This is a genomic window from Nonomuraea ceibae (assembly GCF_019396325.1).
Classification (GTDB): Bacteria; Actinomycetota; Actinomycetes; order Streptosporangiales; family Streptosporangiaceae; genus Nonomuraea; species Nonomuraea ceibae.
In genome coordinates, this window is record NZ_JAHKRO010000088.1 from 1 (window position 1) to 18469 (window position 18469).

Here is an 18469-nt window from a genome sequence, read left to right on the forward strand (position 1 = left end):
CGGCCTCCCCGGCGGCCAGCAGCTCGCCCCGCTCGTCGGCGGCCAGGACCGCGGCGAACCCGGTGGGGTTCGCCGCGTTCCAGGGGTCCCCGAAAAGCTCGTCCAGCGTCGTCATCGGCACCACTCGAGCACGGCCATGGCGCTGTGCAGCTTGTTCTCCGCCTGGTCGAAGACGATGCTGTGCGGGCCGTCGATGACCTCGGCGGTGACCTCCTCGCCCCGGTGGGCGGGCAGGTCGTGCATGAACGCCGCGTCGGGGCTGGCCCGCCACAGCTCGCCGGTCACCTGGAAGGGCGCGAACGTGTCACGCCAGTCGGGATCGGGCTTGGCGGTGCCCGTGGTCTGCCAGCGGGTGGTGTAGACGACGTCCACGGCCTCCGGCAGGTCCCGCATGTCGTGCCGTTCGGTGACCACCTTCGGGTTCACCCGGGCGAGCACGTCGTCGGCCAGGCCGTAGCCCGGCGGGGTGCGCAGTTCGAGCTCGACCGCGTCGTACCTGCTCAGGGCGAGGGCGAGGGCGGCGGCGGTGTTGTTGCCCTCGCCCACGTACAGGATGCGCAGGCCCTCGATCGCGCCGAAGCGCCACAGCAGCGTGGTGAGGTCGGTCAGCGCCTGGGTGGGGTGCTCGGTGGCGCTCATCGCGTTGATCACCGACATGCGGTTGTCCGCGGCGTACATGCGCATCTCGGCCGGGTCGCCCGCGGTGCGCATGACGAAGACGTCCAGCATCCGGTTCAGCACCTTGGCGGTGTCCTCGACGGACTCGCCGGTGTTGGTCTGCAGGTCGTTCGGGCCGAAGGCGATCGTGCGCGCGCCCAGGCGCAGCGCGCCCGAGGTGAAGGCGGTGCGCGTCCTGGTGGAGGTCTTGCTGAAGTAGATTCCGACGATCTGGTCGGCGAGCGGGTGCGTGGTGACGCCGCCGTTGCGGAAGTCCAGGCCGCGGCGGGCCAGGTGGCGCAGGGCCTCGTCCGAGAGGTCGTCGATCGAGATCAGGTGCTGGGGCGTCATGCCGTTTCCTCCACTCGGAAGTCCTCGTCCAGCAGGACGGCCTCGACGCGGCCGGCCAGCAGGGCGAGTTCGGATTGCTCGAAGACCTCGCGGGCGCCGAGCTCCACGTCGAGCTCCTCCCGGACCCGGGAGATCATCTTGAGCACCTGGAGCGAGTTGCCGCCCAGGGCGAAGAAGTCGTCGCGCGCGCCCACCTTGTCGACGCCGAGCACGTCCTGCCAGATCTCGGCCAGCAGCGTCTCCACCGTGGTGCGCGGCGCGACGAACCTCGCCGCGCCGGTCTCCTCGCGTCCGGGCAGCGGCAGGGCGGCCCGGTCGAGCTTGCCGTTGACGGTCAGGGGGATGCGGTCCAGCGCGATGACGGCGGCGGGCACCATGTAGTCGGGCAGGCTCCGGCCCAGCGCCTCCTTCAGCTCGCCCACGTCGATGCTGTCACCGGCCGGTTCGACGTAGCCGACCAGCGCCTGGTCGCGCACGACGACGACCGCGTCGCGGACGCTCCGCTGGCCGAGCAGCGCCGCCTGGATCTCGCCCAGCTCGATGCGGTAGCCGCGGATCTTCACCTGGTCGTCGGCGCGGCCCAGGAACTCCAGGCTGCCGTCGGGGTTGCGCCTGGCCAGGTCGCCGCTGCGGTAGAGCCGTCCGCCGCCGGGGGCGGGCAGGAACCGCTCGGCGGTCAGCGCCGGCCGGTTCAGGTAGCCGCGCGCCACGCCCGGGCCCTCGACGTGGATCTCGCCGGGCACGCCGACGGGCGCGACGCCCCCGTGCTCGTCCAGCAGGTGCACGGTGAGGTCGGCGAGCGGGACGCCGATCGGGCTGCCGTGGTCGTCCGGGAGGATCTCGTGGAGCGTGGTGTGGACGGTGGTCTCGGTGATCCCGTACATGTTGATCAGCCGTGGGCGTTCGGCGCCGAACCGGCGGATCCACGGCATCAGCTCGCCCACCTCCAGCTTCTCGCCGCCGAACACCACGGCGCGCAGCGCGAGCTCCCCCACCCGGGGGTCGTCCTCGGCGGCGAACGCGACGAGCTGCCGGAAGGCGGACGGCGTCTGGTTCAGCACCGTGACCCGTTCCTCGCGCAGCAGGTCGAGGAACCGGCCCGGGTCGCGCACCACGTCGCGGGGGACGACGACGAGCCGGCCGCCGTACAGCAGCGCGCCCCACATCTCCCACACCGAGAAGTCGAAGGCGTAGGAGTGGAAGAGCGTCCACACGTCCTCGGGGCCGAAGGCGAAGGCCGCCTCGGTCGCGCTGAACAGGCGCAGCACGTTGGCGTGCGTCACCTCGACGCCCTTGGGCCGCCCGGTGGAGCCCGAGGTGTAGATCACGTACATGACGTCGTCGGGCGCGACCGGCGTCCGCGGGTCGTCGGGCGAGGAGCCGGCAGGGAACGCGTCGAGCAGCACCACCGGCCCGGTGACCCGGTCCGCGAGATCCCGCGTGGTGACCACGAGCGCGGCGGCGGCGTCCTCGATCATGTACGTGAGCCGCTCGGCGGGCTGGCCGGGGTCCAGGGGCAGGTATCCGGCGCCCGACTTCAGCACGGCCAGCAGCGTGACGATCAGCTCGGGGCCGCGTTCCAGGCAGACGCCGACCAGGCCGCCCGGCCCGGCCCCGCGGGCGCGCAGGTGGCGGGCCAGGTGGTTGGCCCGGCCGTTCAGCTCCGCGTACGTCATGCCGTCCACGGCCGGGGCGCCGGGGGTGCGCGCCGCCTGCTCCTGGAACGCCTCGTGCACGCAGCGGGAGGGCGGGGCGGCGCGGCGCGCGGGCTGCTCGAAGTCCGCCAGGTCGACGGCCGACAGCCGGGTGCGCGGCCGGGCGGCGACCTCGCGCAGGAGCTTGAGCAGGCGCCCGGCCATCCGCGTGGCGGTGTCCCGGTCGAACAGCGCGGTGGCGTACTCGATCGAGGCGAGCACCGAGCCGTCCGGCCGCCGCTGCGCGAGCAGGCTGAGGTCGGTCTTGGCGATCAGCCACGACCCGGCCATCACCTCGGCGTCCGCAGCCTCCAGCGCCGTGTCCGTGTGGCCGACCTCGTGCAGGTCGAAGGTGACCTGGTAGATCGGCGTCCGGGTCAGGTCGCGCTCCGGCTGGAGCTCCTCGACGAGCCGGTCGAAGGGCAGGCGCTGGCGGGCGAAGCCGGCGCGGCAGACCTCGTTGACGCGGGCCACGGCCTCCTCGAAGGAGGGGTTGCCGGTCAGGTCCATGCGCAGGGCGAGGGCGTTGAGGAAGAACCCCACGACGTCGGCGAACTCGGCGCGATCGCGCCCGGCGACCGGGGTGCCGACGGCGAAGTCCCGCTGCCCGCTGTGCCGGGAGATCAGCATCGCCCAGGCGGTCAGCAGCACGGCGACCAGCGTGGCGCCGCGCTCGCGCCCCCACGCGGCCAGGGTGTTGGCCAGGTCCGCCGGGATGTCGAAGGTGACCATGGCGCCGCGCGGGTCGCGCTGGGCGGGCCGGGGCCGGTCGGTGGGCAGGTCGAGCGCGGGCACGCCGGCCAGGTGGTCGCGCCAGTAGGCGAGGTCGCCGGCGAGGCCGTCCTCGGTCAGGGTGCGGCGCTGCCAGGCCGCGTAGTCGGCGTACTGCAGGGGCGCGGGCGGCAGGTCCTGGCCGGCGCAGAGCGCGCGCAGCTCCCGGTCGAGCACCACGGTCGACCAGCCGTCGCTGGCGATGTGGTGGACGGTGATCAGCAGCAGGTCGCCCGCCAGCAGCGCCCGCCACACGGGCCCGCGTTCCAGGTCGAAGCCCCGGGCGAGCTGTTCGGCGACCAGCGTCGCGGGGTCCTCGCCGGGGGCGGCGACCCGCAGCTCGACCGGCGCGGGGGCGTCGACGACCGGCCGGGGCTCGCCGTCGGCCGGGACGTAGCGGGTGCGCAGGATCTCGTGCCGCTCGGCCAGCCGGTACAGGGCGGCCCGTACGGTGTCCGGGTCGGCGTGGTCCAGCCTGACGAACAGCGGCGCGACCCACTCGGGGCTGCCGGGCTGGAGCCGGTCGAGGAACCACAGGCGGCGCTGGCCGTAGGAGACCTCGGCGGCGGCCCCGGGCCGGGCCGGGCCGACGCGCTCGACCCCAGGGGCCTGCCGGTCCAGGAGCTCGGCCTGGCCGGACACCGTGGAGATCGCGTACAGGTCGGGGACGGGCACGCCGAGCCGGTTGGCGAGCTTGGTCAGGAGCAGCGAGGTGCCGCCCCGCTGGAAGAAGTCGTCCTCGGCGCCGATCCGCTCGACGCCCAGCAGCTCGGACCAGACGGCGGCGACCCGCCGCTCGGCGGGGGTGCGCGGCGGCGTGTGGGCCGCCTCCTCGGCGGGAGCCTTCAGCGCCGCGCGGTCGATCTTCCCGCTGGGCAGCACGGGCAGCCTGTCGTGCAGGACGTAGCGGGTCGGCACGTGGGTGTCGGGGAGCACGTCGCGGGCGAACAGCCGCAGCTCGGCCGGGGCGACGCCGCCGGCGACGTGCGCGACCAGGCGTCCCTCCGAAGCGACGACGGCCACGGCCGCCACGGCCGGATGGCCCTGGAGGACGGCCTCGATCTCGCCGGGCTCGACCCGGACGCCGTTGACCTTGAGCTGGTCGTCGAGGCGGCCCATGAAGTGCAGCACGCCGTCCTCGGACCAGCGCACGAGGTCGCCGGTGCGGTAGAGCCGTTCGCCGTCGCCGAAGGGGTCGGGCACGAAACGCTCGGCCGTCAGGGCGGGCATGCCCAGGTAGCCGCGGCCGACGCCGGGCCCGCCCGCGCACAGCTCGCCGGGCACGCCGATGGGCGCCAGGCCGCCCTCCTCGTCCAGGACGCGCACCCGCATGCCGGAGATCGGCCGGCCGATCGGCACCGCCTCGCCGTCCTGGTCCGGGTCGACGAGGTGCGCGGTCACGTCGATGGCGCACTCGGTGGGCCCGTAGGTGTTCCACATCGCCAGCCCCGGCAGGGCGGCGGCCCGCGCCAGCCCGGCGTGCAGCGGCTCGCCGGCGCTGAACAGCAGCCGCAGCGATCCGAGGCCCGCCCAGCCGGGCTCGCGGACCAGCTCGCGCAGCAGCGACGGGACGACCTGGAGCACGGTGATGCCGTGCTCGCGCGCCATCCCGACGAGCGTGGCCGGATCGCGCTCGGCGCCCGGCGGCGCGACGACCACCGTGCCGCCGCTCACCAGCGGCCCGACCATCTCCCAGCCGGCCGCGTCGAAGGTGACGGACGTCTTGTGCAGCAGCCTGTCGCGCGGGCCCAGCTCGTGCGTCCGCGTCGTCCACAGCACCCGGTTGGCGATGCCCTCGTGCGTCACGACGACGCCCTTGGGCCGCCCGGTCGAGCCGGAGGTGTAGATCACGTACGCGGCGTCCGCGCCGGAGACCGGGACGGGCGCGGCCTCCGGGGTGGGCAGCGAGCGCAGCAGCTCCGGGGTGAGCACGATGGCGGGCCGGGCGTCCCGCAGGATGCGGTCGCGGCGCTCGCGCGGGTGCTCGGGGTCGGTCGGCAGGTAGGCGGCGCCGCTGCGCCACACGCCGAGGACGGCGACGATGAAGTCGGCGCCGCGCGGCAGGTTGAGGCAGACGACGTCGCCCCGGCCGATGCCCCACCCGCCCAGCAGGTGGGCCAGGCGGGCGGCCCGGCGGGCCAGCTGGGCGTAGGTCAGGGTGCGGTCCCCGTCCACGACGGCGACCGCGTCCGGTGTGGCCGCCGCCTGCCGCCACACCAGGTCGCCGAGGAGACCGTCGCTCACCGCAGGCTCCGCGGGCGCATGTCGGTCCAGACCTGCTCGATGTGGCGCAGGCACTCGTCCTTGGTGCCCTGGGTCCCCTCGGCCTGCCAGCCGGAGGGCAGGTCCCGGTCCGCCCACCAGATGGAGTACTGCTCTTCGTCGTTGAGCACTACCAGGTACTTGTCGCTCATGGCGGACTGCTCCTTCACGCGGGTTGCTGAAAGGCCTCGACGGCCAGCCCGGAGCCCCGGGCGACGGCCTGCTGGAACACGTACCGGGCCAGCGCCAGGTCCAGCGCGCCGAGGCCGAACGGGGAGAAGATGATCGGTGAGTCGCCGCCGGGCAGCGTGGCGGTTCCGCGCAGCAGCCCGCCGAGCGTGGCGTGGACGAACGCGCGGTCGCCCGTGGCCTGCTCGGCCAGGTGCGGCGAGGTGCGCTCGCGCAGCACGTGGTCGACGTCGTCGACGACGTTGCGCGCGGCCAGGACGGTCTCCGGCGTGAGGTCGCGCAGCGACAGGTGCAGCACGACCGTTCCGGGCCGGGCCCCGTCCAGGGTCAGGTGCGGCTCGACGGCGGTGGTCGCCAGCGACACCACCCCGGCCGCCGCGACGGCCTCGGCGGCGGTGGCGGCGACGCGTACGCCGAGGCCGGGCAGCAGGGCGCGGGCGCGCTCGCCGAACTCCTCGGCGCGCTCCCGCGACAGGTCGAAGAGGGTCAGCTCCGTGACATCGGGCAGGAACCGCAGGACCTCGAGGTTGATCAGGCCGCAGCCGATCACGGCGATCGACCGGACGGGGTCCGGGCCGGTGAGGGTGCGGGCGGCGACCGCCGCGGAGGCGGCGGTGCGCGCGGCGGAGATCTGCGCGCCCTCCATGAAGGCCACCGGCCGGCCGGTGTCCATGGAGTTGAGCACGATGGTGGCGCTGGCCCGGGGCAGCCCCTTGCCGAGGTTGCCGGGGAAGGACGCCACCCACTTGATGCCCGCGACGGGCTGGTCGCCGCCCACGAACGCGGGCAGGCCGATGATGCGGTTGGCGCTGTCCCCGGGGAAGCGCAGGAACGTGGAGTGGGGCACGACCGTCTCACCGGCGTCGTGCTCGCGGTAGGTGTCGCGTACCAGGTCCAGCACGGCGTCCTCGGCGCCGTGGAGGATGTCGCGCACCTCGTCGTGTCGGATGACCAGCATGGGTCAGATCCCTTCCTTCCACAGGTGCGAGACCTCGCCGAAGGTGCGGCGCACCCACTCGTCGGAGTAGATAGTGTCGAGGTAACGATCTCCGCCGTCCGGGAGCAGCAGCACGCACGTCGACCCGGGCGCGATGTCCCGCTGGGTCGCGGTGAGCGCGGAGACGATCGCGCCGGACGACGCGCCGGCCAGGATGGCCTCGCGTTCGGTCAGCCTCCGGCACCCCACCACGCAGTCCAGGTCCGACACGTGGACCACGCGGTCGGCGGCGCCCTCGCGGAAGAGGGCCGGGCGGATCGCCGCGCCGTGGCCCGGCAGCAGGCGAGGGCCCGGCGTCTGCCCCTCGAAGATCATGCTGCCGATCGCGTCCACGGCGGTGATCTGGACGGACAGGCCGTGCTCGGCGACGTAGTCGGCGCAGCCGACCAGCGTGCCGCACGAGCTCACGGGGACGAACAGGTGGTCGATCTCCCCGTTGAGCGCCTCGGCGATCTCGCGCATCGTCTGGACGTGCGCCCGCGCGTTCAGCCGGTTCCCGTACTGGTTGGGGTGGAAGGAGTTCGGAACGCTGTCAAGGAGCTCGCGCACCCGCTGGATCCGGCGCGGCAGGTACTCGCCGGTGTCGGGGTCGGGGAACTCCACGACCTCGACCTCGGCGCCGAATGCCCGCAAAATCGCGAGGTTCTGCTCCGTGGTCCTGGCATCGACGACACAGATGAATCTGAGGCCGAGGTAGCGGCAGATCTGCGCCATGCCGATCGCCAGGTTTCCCGAACTGGACTCCACCACGACGGAGATCCCTGGAACGAGATCACCTGCGTCGATGGCCGCGCTCAGCATGCTGAGCGCACTGCGGTCCTTGAGGCTTCCGCCGGGATTGAACCGCTCCAGCTTCGCATACACCAACAGTCCGGGGACCAGCCGTTCGAGTTCGACAAGCGGCGTCCCACCAATAGCCGAAATAATTCCAGTCGTGGTGGATATTGGCACAGCGCTGGCTCCGTCCATGAAATTGCGCCGGTTCCGCAACCAGAACCAGCCAGCTCACTATCCGGGCACGCCGCTATATCTCGCCTATATTCCGCGTGCGGAGAAATGGAGCCGGTCAAGCCGGGCGACGCCGTCAGCGGTTCTCCGCGACGGTGGGGTCGAGCACGTCCAGGGCGTTGGCCCGGAGCAGCTCCCGGACGAGCTGGCGGTTGACGCCGCCGTCAGGCGTGACCGGGAACTGGCCGGGCCTGACCAGGACCACGCCGACCCGTTGCAGCCCGAACCGCAGGGCGAGCCGGTCGCGGACGGCGCGAACCAGGCCGTCGCCGGCCCGGCCGCCGCCCGGCTGGGCGACCACGACGATCTTCTCGGCGGAGTCGGGCGCGGGGAAGGCGGTGCAGGCCACGAGGGTGCCGAGGTCGAGGAGGCTGCGTTCGACCCGGCCCAGGTGCAGCGGGCGGCCCTGGAAGAGGACCAGGTCGCGGGAGGTGCCGGTCACGTGGAGGCGGCCGTCGACGGTGGCGCCGAGGGTGCCGCTGCGCACGAACCCCTTCTCCCCGGTCGCGGTGCTCTGCTCGAAGCGCTCGGCGCTGAGCCGGTCCCTGCGCCAGTAGCCCGCGGCGACGTGCGGCCCGCGCACCCAGATCTCGCCGACGGCGCCCTCGGCCGCCGGGACCCCGGTGAACGGGTCGACGATGAGGAGCTCGTGCCCGGCGGGCCGGCCGAGACCGGCGAGCCGGGGCCCGTCGGCGCCGGGCAGCAGCAGGCCCTTGTCCAGCGCCCGCGTGTCGAAGCCGGGCGCGGCCAGGGCCTGGCCGGCCGCGCCGATCGAGGCGATCATCGTGGCCTCGGGCAGGCAGTAGGCGGTGCGCAGGGCGTCGGCGCGCAGCCCGGCGGGGCGCAGGCGGCCGGCGAAGTCGTGCAGCATGTCCGGCTCGATCGGGGGCAGCCCCGTCATCTCCAGCACGAGCAGGTGACGTAATCGCGACAGGTCCAGCGTCGAGCACTCCTCGTCGGTCATCTCGTGCAGGCACTGGTCGTAGCCGAAGCTCGGGGCCGCGCTCACCTCGACCTGGTGGCGGTCGAGCAGGCGCAGCCAGGCGAGCGGGTCGACGCAGAACGTCTCGGGCGGCAGCAGCACCGCCGTGCCCCCCGACAGGAGCGGCGCCAGCAGCATGGAGAACAGCCCGAGCCCGTGGTGCAGCGGCAGCCAGCCGCCCGTGCGCGTCCCCGGGCGCAGGCCGCAGGCCTCGGCCAGGGTCTCCACGTTGTGCAGCAGGTTGGTGTGCGACAGCGGGATGCCGACGGGCTCGCCGGCCAGGCCGCTGGTGTAGTGGAGCAGGGCCGCGTCGTCGCCGGACCGCATGGGCTCGACCCAGTCGGCGGGATCCTCGTACGTGACGCCGTCGGTGGCGACGCAGGCGTAGGTGCCCAGGTCGTCGTGGGTCAGCCAGGCGTGGATGGCGTCGGCGTGGGCCGTGTCGGTGAGGACGAGGTGGGCGTCCGCGTCAAGCGCGACGCCGGTCTGCGTGCTGAGATGGTGAGCCGCGTGCGTGGGGAGCGGCAGCGGCACCGGGACGACGTCGGCGTAGAGGCAGGCCAGCAGCGCCCGCACGAACTCGATGCCCGTCGGGTAGCAGAGCAGCACCCGATCCCCCGGTTTGCACACGGTCTGCAGCCACGACGCCACCTCCCTCGCGGCCAGGTGGAGATCCAGGTAGCCGATACGAGTTTCGCCGTCCCCCTTGAATATGACCGCGTCAGCCTGCGGCCTTTCCTCGACGTGACGAAGCATCGCCCCGAAAACAGAAATATCCCCCATACGAACTCCCCTTGCAGGCTCACAAGGATGGGACCTTGCGCCCGATCGGGCCAAACGCAACTATACCCATCATTCGGGACAGACCCCAGAAACCAAAAGGGGGGAACAATATTCTATTAGGGGTTGCGGGGCGCCTTTGTCAGCCAATAACAATGAGCATGACTCATGCTTCACCGAAGGCCAGTAAACGCGCCACCTCACTCTCGTCCACCGCCGGCAGCCTGCCGATCGGCGAATCCGGACCCGACTCCACCGCCTGACGGAGCCGCCCGGTGAAACGCTCGATCGTGAGCCGGTCGAACAGGGCGGCGTCATACTTGACCACGGCGGTGAACAGCGCGCCCGCCCTGCGCACATCCACCATCAGCTCGAACTGGCCCTCCATCTGCGCGAGGTCGAGAACCGCGAACCGCAGCCCCCGGTAGGTCGTCACCGGCCCCTCGATCGAGCCGTCGGCCGCCAGCGGCAGCGGCGGGTCCATCGCGTCCATCGACAGCAGGTTCACCGCGAGCTGGTAGGGCAGGCCCCGGCCCGGCGTCAGCTCCCGGATGAGCGCCGACGGGAACTCCCCGTGCGCCGTCGCCGCCACCAGCTCGCGGTGCGCGGCCACGGCGGCCTCCCCCAGCGTGGTCCCCGGGCGCAGCCGCGCCCGCAGCGGCACCGTGTTGGCGAAGCAGCCCACGACGTCGCGCGCCCGCCCGGCGAAGCGGGTGCTGACCGGGCAGCCGATGAGGAAGTCGCCGCCCGTGCCCCGCCGGTGCAGCGCCGCCTGGACCCCGGCGACCACGAGCGCGAAGGGCGTCACCCCCAGCGTCCTGGCCTGCTCGATCAGGCGCGTCCCGGTCTCCTCCGGCCACACGACGGTCACCGAGGCCCCCCGGAACGCCCCCGCCGGCCGCGCCCGGCCGGCCGGCAGCCCCCCGGGCTCGGCGCCCTCGCAGACGCCGCGCCAGTAGCGCTCCAGCCGCGCCCGCCGGGGCGAGCCCAGCAGCTCCCGCTCGTGCCGGACGTAGTCGCCGAAGGTCTGCGTGATCACCGGCCAGCCGGGCTCGTCCTGCTCGTACGCCCACAGCAGGTCGCGCAGGATCATCCACTGCGACATCGCGTCACTGACGATGTGGTGCGCCGTCACCAGGAGCACCGACCCGCCGCCGCCGCGCACCAGCGTGACCCGGAACGCCCCCACGCCCAGGTCGAACGGCTCCCCCGCCGCCCGCGCCGCCGCGGCCCGCAGCTCGCTCTCGCCCACCGCCCCCAGCTCGGTGACCGTGAAGGGCGGCGGCCGATCGGCCACCGACCGCCGCGGCGCCCCGTCGACCTCGTCGAACACCGAGCGCAGCACCTCGTGCCTGGCCATGACGGCCGAGGTGGCCCGGCGCAGCCGGTCGAGGTCCAGCACGTCGTGGACGCGCAGCGCGACGGTGATCAGGTAGGCCGTGCTCTCCGGCGCCAGCCGGTACAGGAACCACAGGGCCTGCTGGCCGATCGTCAGCTCCATCAGGCCGCTTCCGCGTGAAGGTAGTCGGCCAGCGCGTTGACGGTCGGGTGGTCCCACGCCACGGTCGGCTCGACGACCAGCCCGAACTCGTCCTCGATGTCGCCGCTCAGGCTCATCGCGAACACCGAGTCCAGGCCCACCTCGACGAACTTGACGTCCGGGTCGATCTCCTCGGGCGCGCGCTCCACGTAGAACGCGACCCGTGCGCGCAGCCAGTTGCGGATGTGGTCAAGCGTCATGGTCGACTCCTCGCAGGAAGGAAAACGCGCGGCCGCGCCGCGTCAGGTCCAGCAGATGATCGGTGGCCGCGTCCGGGCGGTCGAAGACCCTGGCCAGGCAGGCGCGCAGCCACACGTCGTCCAGGGCGTTGTCCGCCCACAGCCGTACGCAGGCCGCCGCCGCGTACAGCCGGGCGTACTCGCGCGCCAGGCCGAACAGCTCGGGCGGGACCTCCCGCCCGCGTGGCCGCCACCCGGCCATCGCCTCGTGCAGCCGGTCGGCCCGCTCGCGCAGCTCCAGCGGCGCGTCCGGGTCGCCGGCCAGGCTCTGCACCAGGCTGCAGCCGTCACGCGCGGCCAGGCTCAGCCGGGCCGGGTCGAGGGGCGGCAGCGGCTGCTTCAGCCCGGTCGCCGCCGCCAGCCCGGCCGCGTCCACGCGCCCGCGCCGGTAGCCGCGCACCAGCGCCGGGAACTGGTTGACCAGCGTGCCGAGGTTGACCCAGGTGTTGCCGTCGAAGACGCCGACGATGGCGTGGTCGCGCCAGATCTTCTGGAAGGGCCCGTCGGTCAGCAGCGCGCGGGCGCCCAGCACCTTGGCCAGCCGCTGCAGGGTCCGGTCGATCAGCGTGGGCACGTAGTACTTGACGACGGCCGAGACGAGGCTCTGCTCGCCCGTGAGCGAGTGGATCGACCGGGTGGAGACCACGGTGACGGCCTCGGCGACCAGCAGGTCCACGTACGAGTCGGCCAGGGCGCGGGTGGTGAGGGGCAGGTCGGCCAGCGGCCGCCCGTACATGTGATGGCGCTCGGCGAAGTCCAGCACGATCCGCAGGGCGTGCTCCCCCATGCCCAGCGACATGCCGCCGCACAGCGTGCGGGTGAGCTGCAGGCCCTTCAGCAGGACCTCCAGGCCCGTTCCCGGCTCCCCGACCATCGCCTCCGGCGGCACCACGGCGCCGGTGAAGGCGATGCCGCTGATGTCGGCGCCGCGCACGCCGTGGGTGGCCACCTTCGGCAGGCACCGGTAGGCGTGCGCAGGCAGCGTGTCCTTGTCCACCAGGAAGAGGCTGAACCCCCGGGCGTCGCCGCTGTCGCCGGTCCTGGCGAGCACGCACACCACGTCGGCGCGGGTGGCGTTGTTGATCAGCCACTTCTCGCCGTCGAGGCGGTAGCCGCCGGGGACGGGCGTGGCGGTGACCTCCCCGGCCAGCACGTCGCTGCCGTGGTCGCGTTCGGTGAGCGCCAGGGAGACCACGGCGCCGCCCGAGACGCGGGCCGACAGCGCGGCCACCTGCTCGGGGGTGCCGCCGACCCAGGTGGCCACCGAGCCCAGGTAGGTCTTGCAGTGCGCGAGCGCCACGGTGAAGTCGCGGCCGGCCAGGCTCCTGATCAGGGCGAGCAGGCGTTCGGCGGGCACGCCGGGCAGGTAGTGGCGTTCCGCGCCGAGGTCCGTCAGGGCGCGGCAGATCTCGCCGGGGAACTCCTCGCGCGCGTCCAGCTCCAGGCAGCGCTCGACGGTCAGCACCGACGGCAGCACCGGCTCAGCCATCGGCGGCCTTCCGGTAGCGGGCGGTCACCGCGCGGGACAGGGCCTCGTGGTGCGCGGTCAGCCCGCCGGAGGCGAAGAGCTGCCTGGTGACCTGCCGCCGGATCTTGCCGCTGGTCGTCCTGCGGATCTCGCCCGGCCGCACCAGGCACACGTTGGCCGCCCCGACGCCGAACCTGCGGCTGAGCGCCGACCTGATCTCCTCGACCAGCTCGCCGGGCGAGGCGAGCGCCCGCGACCTGACCTCCTGGACGACGACGATCTCCTCGCGCGGCACGGCGACGGAGAAGACGCACGACGGCATGTTCTCCACCGCCGCGTGCACCCGGGTCAGCGCGCGTTCGAGGTCGTGCGGGTAGAGGTTGCGGCCGTTGACGATCACCAGGTCCTTGATCCGGCCGGTGATGTAGAGCTCGCCCTCCAGCAGCGCGCCCAGGTCGCCGGTGCGCAGGAAGCCGCCCTCGCCCGTGGCGGTGGTGCCGCCGAAGGTGCGCCGGGTCTCCTCGGGCTTGCGCCAGTATCCGGCGGCCACGCCGGGGCCGCGCACCCAGATCTCGCCGACGCGGCCCTCCGGCAGCTCCGCGCCCGTGTCGGGGTCGGCGATGAGGACTTCCAGCGCCCTCGGCCGGCCGCAGCCCACCAGCGCCCTGCCGGTCGCGGCCGGGTCCAGCGTGTCGCGTTCCAGCGCCCACGGGTCGACCGTGGTCACGACCGGGGCGTGCCCGGGAGCGGTGCCGGAGATGAACAGCGTGGTCTCGGCCATGCCGTAGCCCGCGGTCAGCGACTCCGGCTTGAGCCCGGCGGCGGCGAACCGGTCGGCGAAGCGCGTGAGCGTGCCCGCGTCGATGGGCTCGGCGCCGTTGCACACGTGCTTCCACGAGGACAGGTCCAGGTCGCGCAACTGCTGGTCGGTGACGCGGCGTACACACAGGTCGTAGGCGAAGTTCGGCGCCGCGCTGACCTCCGCGCCGTGCCGGCCGATGAGGTCGAGCCACTGCCACGGGTGGCGCAGGAAGTCGGTCGGCGACATCAGCACGGTGCTCCCGCCCAGGTGGAGCGGCAGCAGGAGCATGGCCACCAGCCCCATGTCGTGGTGCATGGGCAGCCAGCTGCAGAACCGCGCGCCCTCCCGCAGGTCCAGCAGCTCCGCGCCGACCCGCAGGGTGTCGACCAGGCTGCCGTGGGTGACCATGACGCCCTTGGCGTCACTGGTCGAGCCGGAGGTGTACTGCAGGAACGCCAGCGTCTCCGGCCCGGTCGCGTGCGGGCGGGGCAGCGGCTCGCCGTACTGGGCGGCCTCGGCCACCAGGGCGGGCTCGCCGTCCGCGAGCGCGGCCGTCAGCGCCCCGGTGAGCGGGGCCGAGGTGAGCACCAGGGCGGGCTCGGCGTCGGCGGCCACCGCGAGGACCCGCTCGCGGTGCAGGGAGGAGGCGTCGGGGAACGGCGCCGGGACGGCCACCACGCCCGCGGCCAGGCAGCCGAGGAAGACCTCGACGAACTCCAGGCCGGCGGGGTAGCACAGCAGCACCCGCTCGCCCGGCTCGACGCGCCCGGCCAGCCAGCCGCCGATCCGGCGGGCCGCGAGGTCGAGCTCGCCGTAGGTGAGCGCCTTCTCACCCCGCCGGTCGTGGAAGAGCACGGCGCGCCTGCCGGCGAACTCGGCGGCGTGCCTGCTCAGCGTGCTCATGAAGTCCATGGAGCTCATCCCCTCCTCCTCTCAGCCACAGCCACCGGGGTGGTCCTCCGGCGGGTACGCGTCCGCCTCCTGCTCGCCGGCCGACTCGGCGAAGGCGGCCAGCCGGTCCAGCCCCCAGAACCTCTCCCGCCCGTGGACGAAGAACGGCACGCCGAAGACGCCGTCGCGGTCGGCCGTCCGCAGCGCCTCGATGCCCCGTTCGCGCAGCTTGGGGTCGTCCGCCGCGCCGGTCAGCGCGGCCTCGTCGAGCCCGAGCGAGCGCCCGAGCTCGGCGACCACGCGCGGGTCGCACACGTCGGCCCCCCGCTGCCAGCGCAGCTCGGTGACGCCCGCCGCGAACTCCTGCCCCACGCCGTGGTCGGCCGCGACCAGGTAGGCCAGGTGCGGCACCTCCCAGCGGGGGCCGCGGTCCAGCGGCCAGCTCGGCTCCAGGCCGCGCGCCCTGGCCAGCCGCCGCACGTCCTGGAGGATGTACAGGTGCTTCTCGCGGGACATGGCCGAGTAGCCGAACCGGCCGCCGGCCGCGTCGAGCTCGCGCAGCGTGGCCTCCTCCGGGTCCCAGTACGGGATCCAGTCCAGCCGCCGCGCCAGGCCGGGCCGCTCGGCGAGCAGGTCGTGCAGGGTCAGCCAGGAGTAGGGGCTGCGGAAGTTGAAGTAGAACCTCACAGCGCCATCCCCCCGTCGACGCGGATGACCTGCCCGGTGATGTAGGCGGCCCGCTCGGAGGCGAGGAACGACACGAGCTGGGCGACCTCGTCCGCGGCGCCGAAGCGCCCGAGCGAGATGCGATCGCGGAGCTGGGCGGTGGCCTTCTCCGGCAGGTCGGCGGTCATGTCGGTCTCGATGAAGCCCGGCGCGACCACGTTCGCGGTGATGCGGTAGCGGCCGACCTCCTTGGCCAGCGCCTTGGTGAAGCCGATGATCCCGGCCTTGGACGCGGCGTAGTTCGTCTGCCCGACGTTGCCCGCCACCCCGGCGACCGACGACATCGTGATGATCCGCCCGCCGCCGCGCTTCATCATGCCGAGGACGACCGCGCGCACGATGTTGTGGGTGCCGCCCAGGTTGACGTCGAGGACCTGGTCCCAGTCGTCGTCGGGCAGCAGCGCCAGCGGCCGGTCGCGGGTGATCCCGGCGGAGGTGACGACCGTGTGCACCGGGCCGAGCTCGGTCTCCACGTCGCCGGCGAAGGCGCGCACCGCGGCCCGGTCGGTGACGTCGACCTTCCTGATCAGGGCGCGTACGCCGTGCCGCTCGATCTCCTTGGCGGCCTCCTCGGCCGCTTCGGTGTTGGACTGGTAGCACAGCGCGACGTCCTGGCCGTCCGCCGCCAGGGCGACGGCGGCGGCCCGGCCGATGCCGCGCGAACCTCCGGTGACCAGGGCGACGGTCATGCCAGCACCCCGATCGGCCGAGTCGTCTCGATCATGGTTCCCATCTCCTGCACGACCTCCGAGCCGACCAGCGACTCGCCTTCCATGACGGCGTTCTCGCCGACCTTGCGGACCATGCGCACCCGGTGCTCGATCACCTGGCCGGGCCGTACGGGCCGGTGGAAGCGCACGTTGCGCATGCCGCCGGCCAGCACCACGTCCCCGGCCAGCACGTCGGGGTTGGGCGACTCCCACAGCGCCAGCAGCGCCGCGGCCTGCGCCCAGGACTCCAGCAGCAGCGGCCACGGGTAGTCGTAGGCGGCGGGCCCCGCCTCGTCGCCGATGCCCTCGTAGCAGGGCTCGGTGCAGGTGACGGCCTTGACCGCGACCAGGCTCTCGCCCAGCGTGACGGCGACGACCCGGTCCAGCAGGAGGATCGGGAAGCGGTGTGGGATGACCTTCCTGATCCGGTCGACGCCGATCTCCTCGGGGCCGCTCATGCCGTCTCCCGGTAGCGCACCTGAAGCCGGGCGGTCTCGCCGCGTTCGGTGCTCACCACGGCGGCGAACCCCTCGCCCTGCTCGGCCACCTCCACGGTCATCGTGTCGCCCGGCAGGACCGGCCGCAGGAACCGCCCGCTGACGATCTCGCTCAGCACCAGGTCCGCGCCGAACTTCGCGCGGATCGCCTGGTCGGCCACCTCCAGCACGCCCACGCCGGGGAAGACGGGGAAACCCGGGTAGTGCCCGGCCAGCACCGGCAGCCCCGGATCGACGCGCACGCCGCCGTCACGCGGCGTGCCCGCCGGCAGGATCGCGCTCACCGTCCGGCCCCTTCCGCCAGCAACCCGCACAGCAGCTCGTACGTGCTGGACAACGAGGTGATCCCGGCCATCTCGGTCTCGTCGATCTTGACCTGGAACCGCTTCTCCAGCGTCACCGCGATCTCCAGCGCCATCAGCGAGTCCACTTCCAGGTCCTGGACGAAGTGCGCGTCGTCGGTGACCTCGTCGACGTCGATGTCGAGCGTCGTCGCGATCACCTTCCGCAGTTCGTCCTTGTCCACCAGGGAGGCGGTCATGTCGTGCTCCTCTCGGTCGTGCACAGCCTGTCGACGATGTCCTCGACCAGGTCCAGCCGGTAGTCACCGGCCCGGAAGCCCTCGTCGGACAGCAGGGTTCGATGGAAGTCGGCGTTGGTCACCACGCCCTCGCAGCTGAACTCGCGCAGCGCCCGGTCCATCCGCCGCAGCGCGACCTCGCGGGTGGGACCGGTCGCGATGATCTTGGCGAGCAGCGAGTCGTAGAACGGCGGCACCACGTAGCCCTCGTACAGGTGGGTGTCGACGCGGATGCCGGGGCCGCCGGGCAGCCGCAGTCGTTCGACGCGCCCGGTGCTGCCCGCCCAGTCGCGCGCCACGTCCTCGGCGTTGATCCGCACCTCGACGGCGTGCCGGCCGAGGTCGGGGCCGCGCTGCCCGAAGGGGAGCGCCTCGCCGCGGGCAATCCTGATCATCCACTCGACCAGGTCGATCCCGGTGCACTCCTCGGTGACCGGGTGCTCCACCTGGAGGCGGGTGTTCATCTCCAGGAAGTACGGCTCGCCCTCGTCGGACACCAGGAACTCCATGGTGCCCGCGCTGACGTACTCCACCGACGTGGCGCCCAGCACGGCGGCGTCGCGCAGCCGCTCGCGCAGGTCGCCGGGCAGCGACGGGGCGGGGGACTCCTCGGCGAGCTTCTGGTGCCTGCGCTGCACGGTGCAGTCGCGCTCGCCGAGGTCGACGACGTTGCCGAAGGAGTCGGCGAGGATCTGGACCTCGATGTGCCGGCCGCGCGGCACGTACCGTTCGAGGTAGATGCGGTCGTCGCGGAACAGCGTCCGGGCGACCGCCCGCGTCTCCTCCCACGTCCTGGCGAGCTCGCCGGGGTCGCGGACGACGCGCATGCCCCGGCCGCCGCCGCCCGCGACCGCCTTGAGGATCAGCGGGTAGCCGATCCGGGCGGCCTCCTCGGCGGCCTCGTGCGCGCTCTCCACCGGCCCGTCGGAGCCGGGCAGCACCGGCACGCCGCATGCCCGCATCGCCGCCCTGGCGTCGAGCTTGTTGCCCATGAGCGCGATGTGCTTGGCCGACGGCCCGACGAACGTGACGCCCACCTCGGCGCAGGCCGTCGCGAACAGCGGCTCCTCGGACAGGAAACCGTAGCCGGGGTGCACGGCGTCGGCCTCGGTCAGCGCGCACGCGTACAGCAGCGACGGGATGTCGTTGTAGCTGCGCCGCGCGGGCGCGGGGCCGATGTGCACGCTCCGGTCGGCGATCCGCACGGCCAGGCTGTCACGGTCGGCGGACGAGTACGCGACGACGCTGCCGATGCCGAGGTCGCGGCAGGCGCGGACGATGCGGACCGCGATCTCGCCGCGGTTGGCGACCAGCAGACGCTCCAC

General features: G+C 73.3%; 16 protein-coding genes. All 16 read right to left on the bottom strand.

Annotated features, from left to right (window positions below; genetic code table 11):
* Nucleotides 1–111: 111 nt before the first annotated feature.
* Nucleotides 112–1008: an ornithine carbamoyltransferase gene (locus tag KME80_RS36395; RefSeq protein ID WP_219511624.1), complete on the bottom strand. Its 897-nt coding sequence runs from the start codon at nucleotides 1006–1008 to the stop codon at nucleotides 112–114.
* Entirely contained in the window at nucleotides 1005–5717 is a 4713-nt protein-coding gene (locus tag KME80_RS36400) for a non-ribosomal peptide synthetase (protein ID WP_219511626.1), read from the bottom strand. The genes KME80_RS36395 and KME80_RS36400 overlap by 4 nt, the downstream gene beginning before the upstream one ends.
* Nucleotides 5714–5887, bottom strand: coding sequence for an MbtH family protein (locus KME80_RS36405; RefSeq protein ID WP_219511627.1), 174 nt, complete (start codon nucleotides 5885–5887; stop codon nucleotides 5714–5716). The genes KME80_RS36400 and KME80_RS36405 overlap by 4 nt, the downstream gene beginning before the upstream one ends.
* A 14-nt stretch (nucleotides 5888–5901) precedes the next feature.
* Nucleotides 5902–6882, bottom strand: coding sequence for a 2,3-diaminopropionate biosynthesis protein SbnB (gene sbnB, locus KME80_RS36410; protein ID WP_219511629.1), 981 nt, complete (start codon nucleotides 6880–6882; stop codon nucleotides 5902–5904).
* Nucleotides 6883–6885: 3 nt separating this feature from the next.
* Nucleotides 6886–7890 carry a 2,3-diaminopropionate biosynthesis protein SbnA gene (gene sbnA / locus KME80_RS36415; RefSeq protein ID WP_219511630.1) on the bottom strand — a complete coding sequence of 335 codons (1005 nt, stop codon included), beginning with the start codon at nucleotides 7888–7890 and terminating at the stop codon, nucleotides 6886–6888.
* Nucleotides 7891–8005: 115 nt separating this feature from the next.
* Nucleotides 8006–9667: an AMP-binding protein gene (locus tag KME80_RS36420; protein WP_219511634.1), complete on the bottom strand. Its 1662-nt coding sequence runs from the start codon at nucleotides 9665–9667 to the stop codon at nucleotides 8006–8008.
* A 190-nt stretch (nucleotides 9668–9857) separates the two neighbouring features.
* Nucleotides 9858–11192 (bottom strand): condensation domain-containing protein, encoded by a 1335-nt coding sequence (locus KME80_RS36425; protein ID WP_219511637.1) that lies wholly within the window; start codon nucleotides 11190–11192, stop codon nucleotides 9858–9860.
* Nucleotides 11192–11431: an acyl carrier protein gene (locus KME80_RS36430; protein ID WP_219511640.1), complete on the bottom strand. Its 240-nt coding sequence runs from the start codon at nucleotides 11429–11431 to the stop codon at nucleotides 11192–11194. The genes KME80_RS36425 and KME80_RS36430 overlap by 1 nt, the downstream gene beginning before the upstream one ends.
* Complete coding sequence (locus tag KME80_RS36435; RefSeq protein WP_219511642.1) at nucleotides 11421–12959, bottom strand: acyl-CoA dehydrogenase family protein; 1539 nt, start codon at nucleotides 12957–12959, stop codon at nucleotides 11421–11423. The genes KME80_RS36430 and KME80_RS36435 overlap by 11 nt, the downstream gene beginning before the upstream one ends.
* A complete protein-coding gene (locus tag KME80_RS36440; protein ID WP_219511644.1) occupies nucleotides 12952–14661 on the bottom strand; it encodes a fatty acyl-AMP ligase in 1710 nt (569 codons plus the stop codon). Before KME80_RS36440 ends, KME80_RS36435 begins: the two co-directional genes overlap by 8 nt.
* 12 nt (nucleotides 14662–14673) lie before the next feature.
* Nucleotides 14674–15318, bottom strand: a complete 645-nt coding sequence (locus KME80_RS36445; RefSeq protein ID WP_219511646.1) for a 2-hydroxychromene-2-carboxylate isomerase — start codon at nucleotides 15316–15318, stop codon at nucleotides 14674–14676.
* Nucleotides 15315–16046, bottom strand: coding sequence for a 3-oxoacyl-[acyl-carrier-protein] reductase (fabG, locus tag KME80_RS36450; protein ID WP_219511648.1), 732 nt, complete (start codon nucleotides 16044–16046; stop codon nucleotides 15315–15317). Before fabG ends, KME80_RS36445 begins: the two co-directional genes overlap by 4 nt.
* The gene (locus tag KME80_RS36455) at nucleotides 16043–16525 is read right to left on the bottom strand and encodes a 3-hydroxyacyl-ACP dehydratase FabZ family protein (RefSeq protein WP_219511649.1); all 483 of its coding nucleotides are present in this window, start codon (nucleotides 16523–16525) and stop codon (nucleotides 16043–16045) included. Before KME80_RS36455 ends, fabG begins: the two co-directional genes overlap by 4 nt.
* On the bottom strand, nucleotides 16522–16848 hold the full coding sequence (locus KME80_RS36460; RefSeq protein ID WP_219511651.1) for an ApeI family dehydratase: 327 nt from the start codon (nucleotides 16846–16848) through the stop codon (nucleotides 16522–16524). The genes KME80_RS36455 and KME80_RS36460 overlap by 4 nt, the downstream gene beginning before the upstream one ends.
* Complete coding sequence (locus KME80_RS36465; protein WP_219511653.1) at nucleotides 16845–17105, bottom strand: acyl carrier protein; 261 nt, start codon at nucleotides 17103–17105, stop codon at nucleotides 16845–16847. Before KME80_RS36465 ends, KME80_RS36460 begins: the two co-directional genes overlap by 4 nt.
* Nucleotides 17102–18469: an acetyl-CoA carboxylase biotin carboxylase subunit gene (locus KME80_RS36470; protein WP_219511655.1), complete on the bottom strand. Its 1368-nt coding sequence runs from the start codon at nucleotides 18467–18469 to the stop codon at nucleotides 17102–17104. Before KME80_RS36470 ends, KME80_RS36465 begins: the two co-directional genes overlap by 4 nt.

What these genes read in the sequence shown, in the direction of transcription:
- KME80_RS36455 (WP_219511649.1), bottom strand. Translation starts at nt 16,525, where the DNA reads ATGAGCGGCCCCGAGGAGATCGGCGTCGACCGGATCAGGAAGGTCATC.
- KME80_RS36465 (WP_219511653.1), bottom strand. Translation starts at nt 17,105, where the DNA reads ATGACCGCCTCCCTGGTGGACAAGGACGAACTGCGGAAGGTGATCGCG.
- sbnB (WP_219511629.1), bottom strand. Translation starts at nt 6,882, where the DNA reads ATGCTGGTCATCCGACACGACGAGGTGCGCGACATCCTCCACGGCGCC.
- KME80_RS36435 (WP_219511642.1), bottom strand. Translation starts at nt 12,959, where the DNA reads ATGGCTGAGCCGGTGCTGCCGTCGGTGCTGACCGTCGAGCGCTGCCTG.
- sbnA (WP_219511630.1), bottom strand. Translation starts at nt 7,890, where the DNA reads ATGGACGGAGCCAGCGCTGTGCCAATATCCACCACGACTGGAATTATT.
- fabG (WP_219511648.1), bottom strand. Translation starts at nt 16,046, where the DNA reads ATGACCGTCGCCCTGGTCACCGGAGGTTCGCGCGGCATCGGCCGGGCC.
- KME80_RS36430 (WP_219511640.1), bottom strand. Translation starts at nt 11,431, where the DNA reads ATGACGCTTGACCACATCCGCAACTGGCTGCGCGCACGGGTCGCGTTC.
- KME80_RS36440 (WP_219511644.1), bottom strand. Translation starts at nt 14,661, where the DNA reads ATGAGCTCCATGGACTTCATGAGCACGCTGAGCAGGCACGCCGCCGAG.
- KME80_RS36425 (WP_219511637.1), bottom strand. Translation starts at nt 11,192, where the DNA reads ATGGAGCTGACGATCGGCCAGCAGGCCCTGTGGTTCCTGTACCGGCTG.
- KME80_RS36420 (WP_219511634.1), bottom strand. Translation starts at nt 9,667, where the DNA reads ATGCTTCGTCACGTCGAGGAAAGGCCGCAGGCTGACGCGGTCATATTC.
- KME80_RS36395 (WP_219511624.1), bottom strand. Translation starts at nt 1,008, where the DNA reads ATGACGCCCCAGCACCTGATCTCGATCGACGACCTCTCGGACGAGGCC.
- KME80_RS36405 (WP_219511627.1), bottom strand. Translation starts at nt 5,887, where the DNA reads ATGAGCGACAAGTACCTGGTAGTGCTCAACGACGAAGAGCAGTACTCC.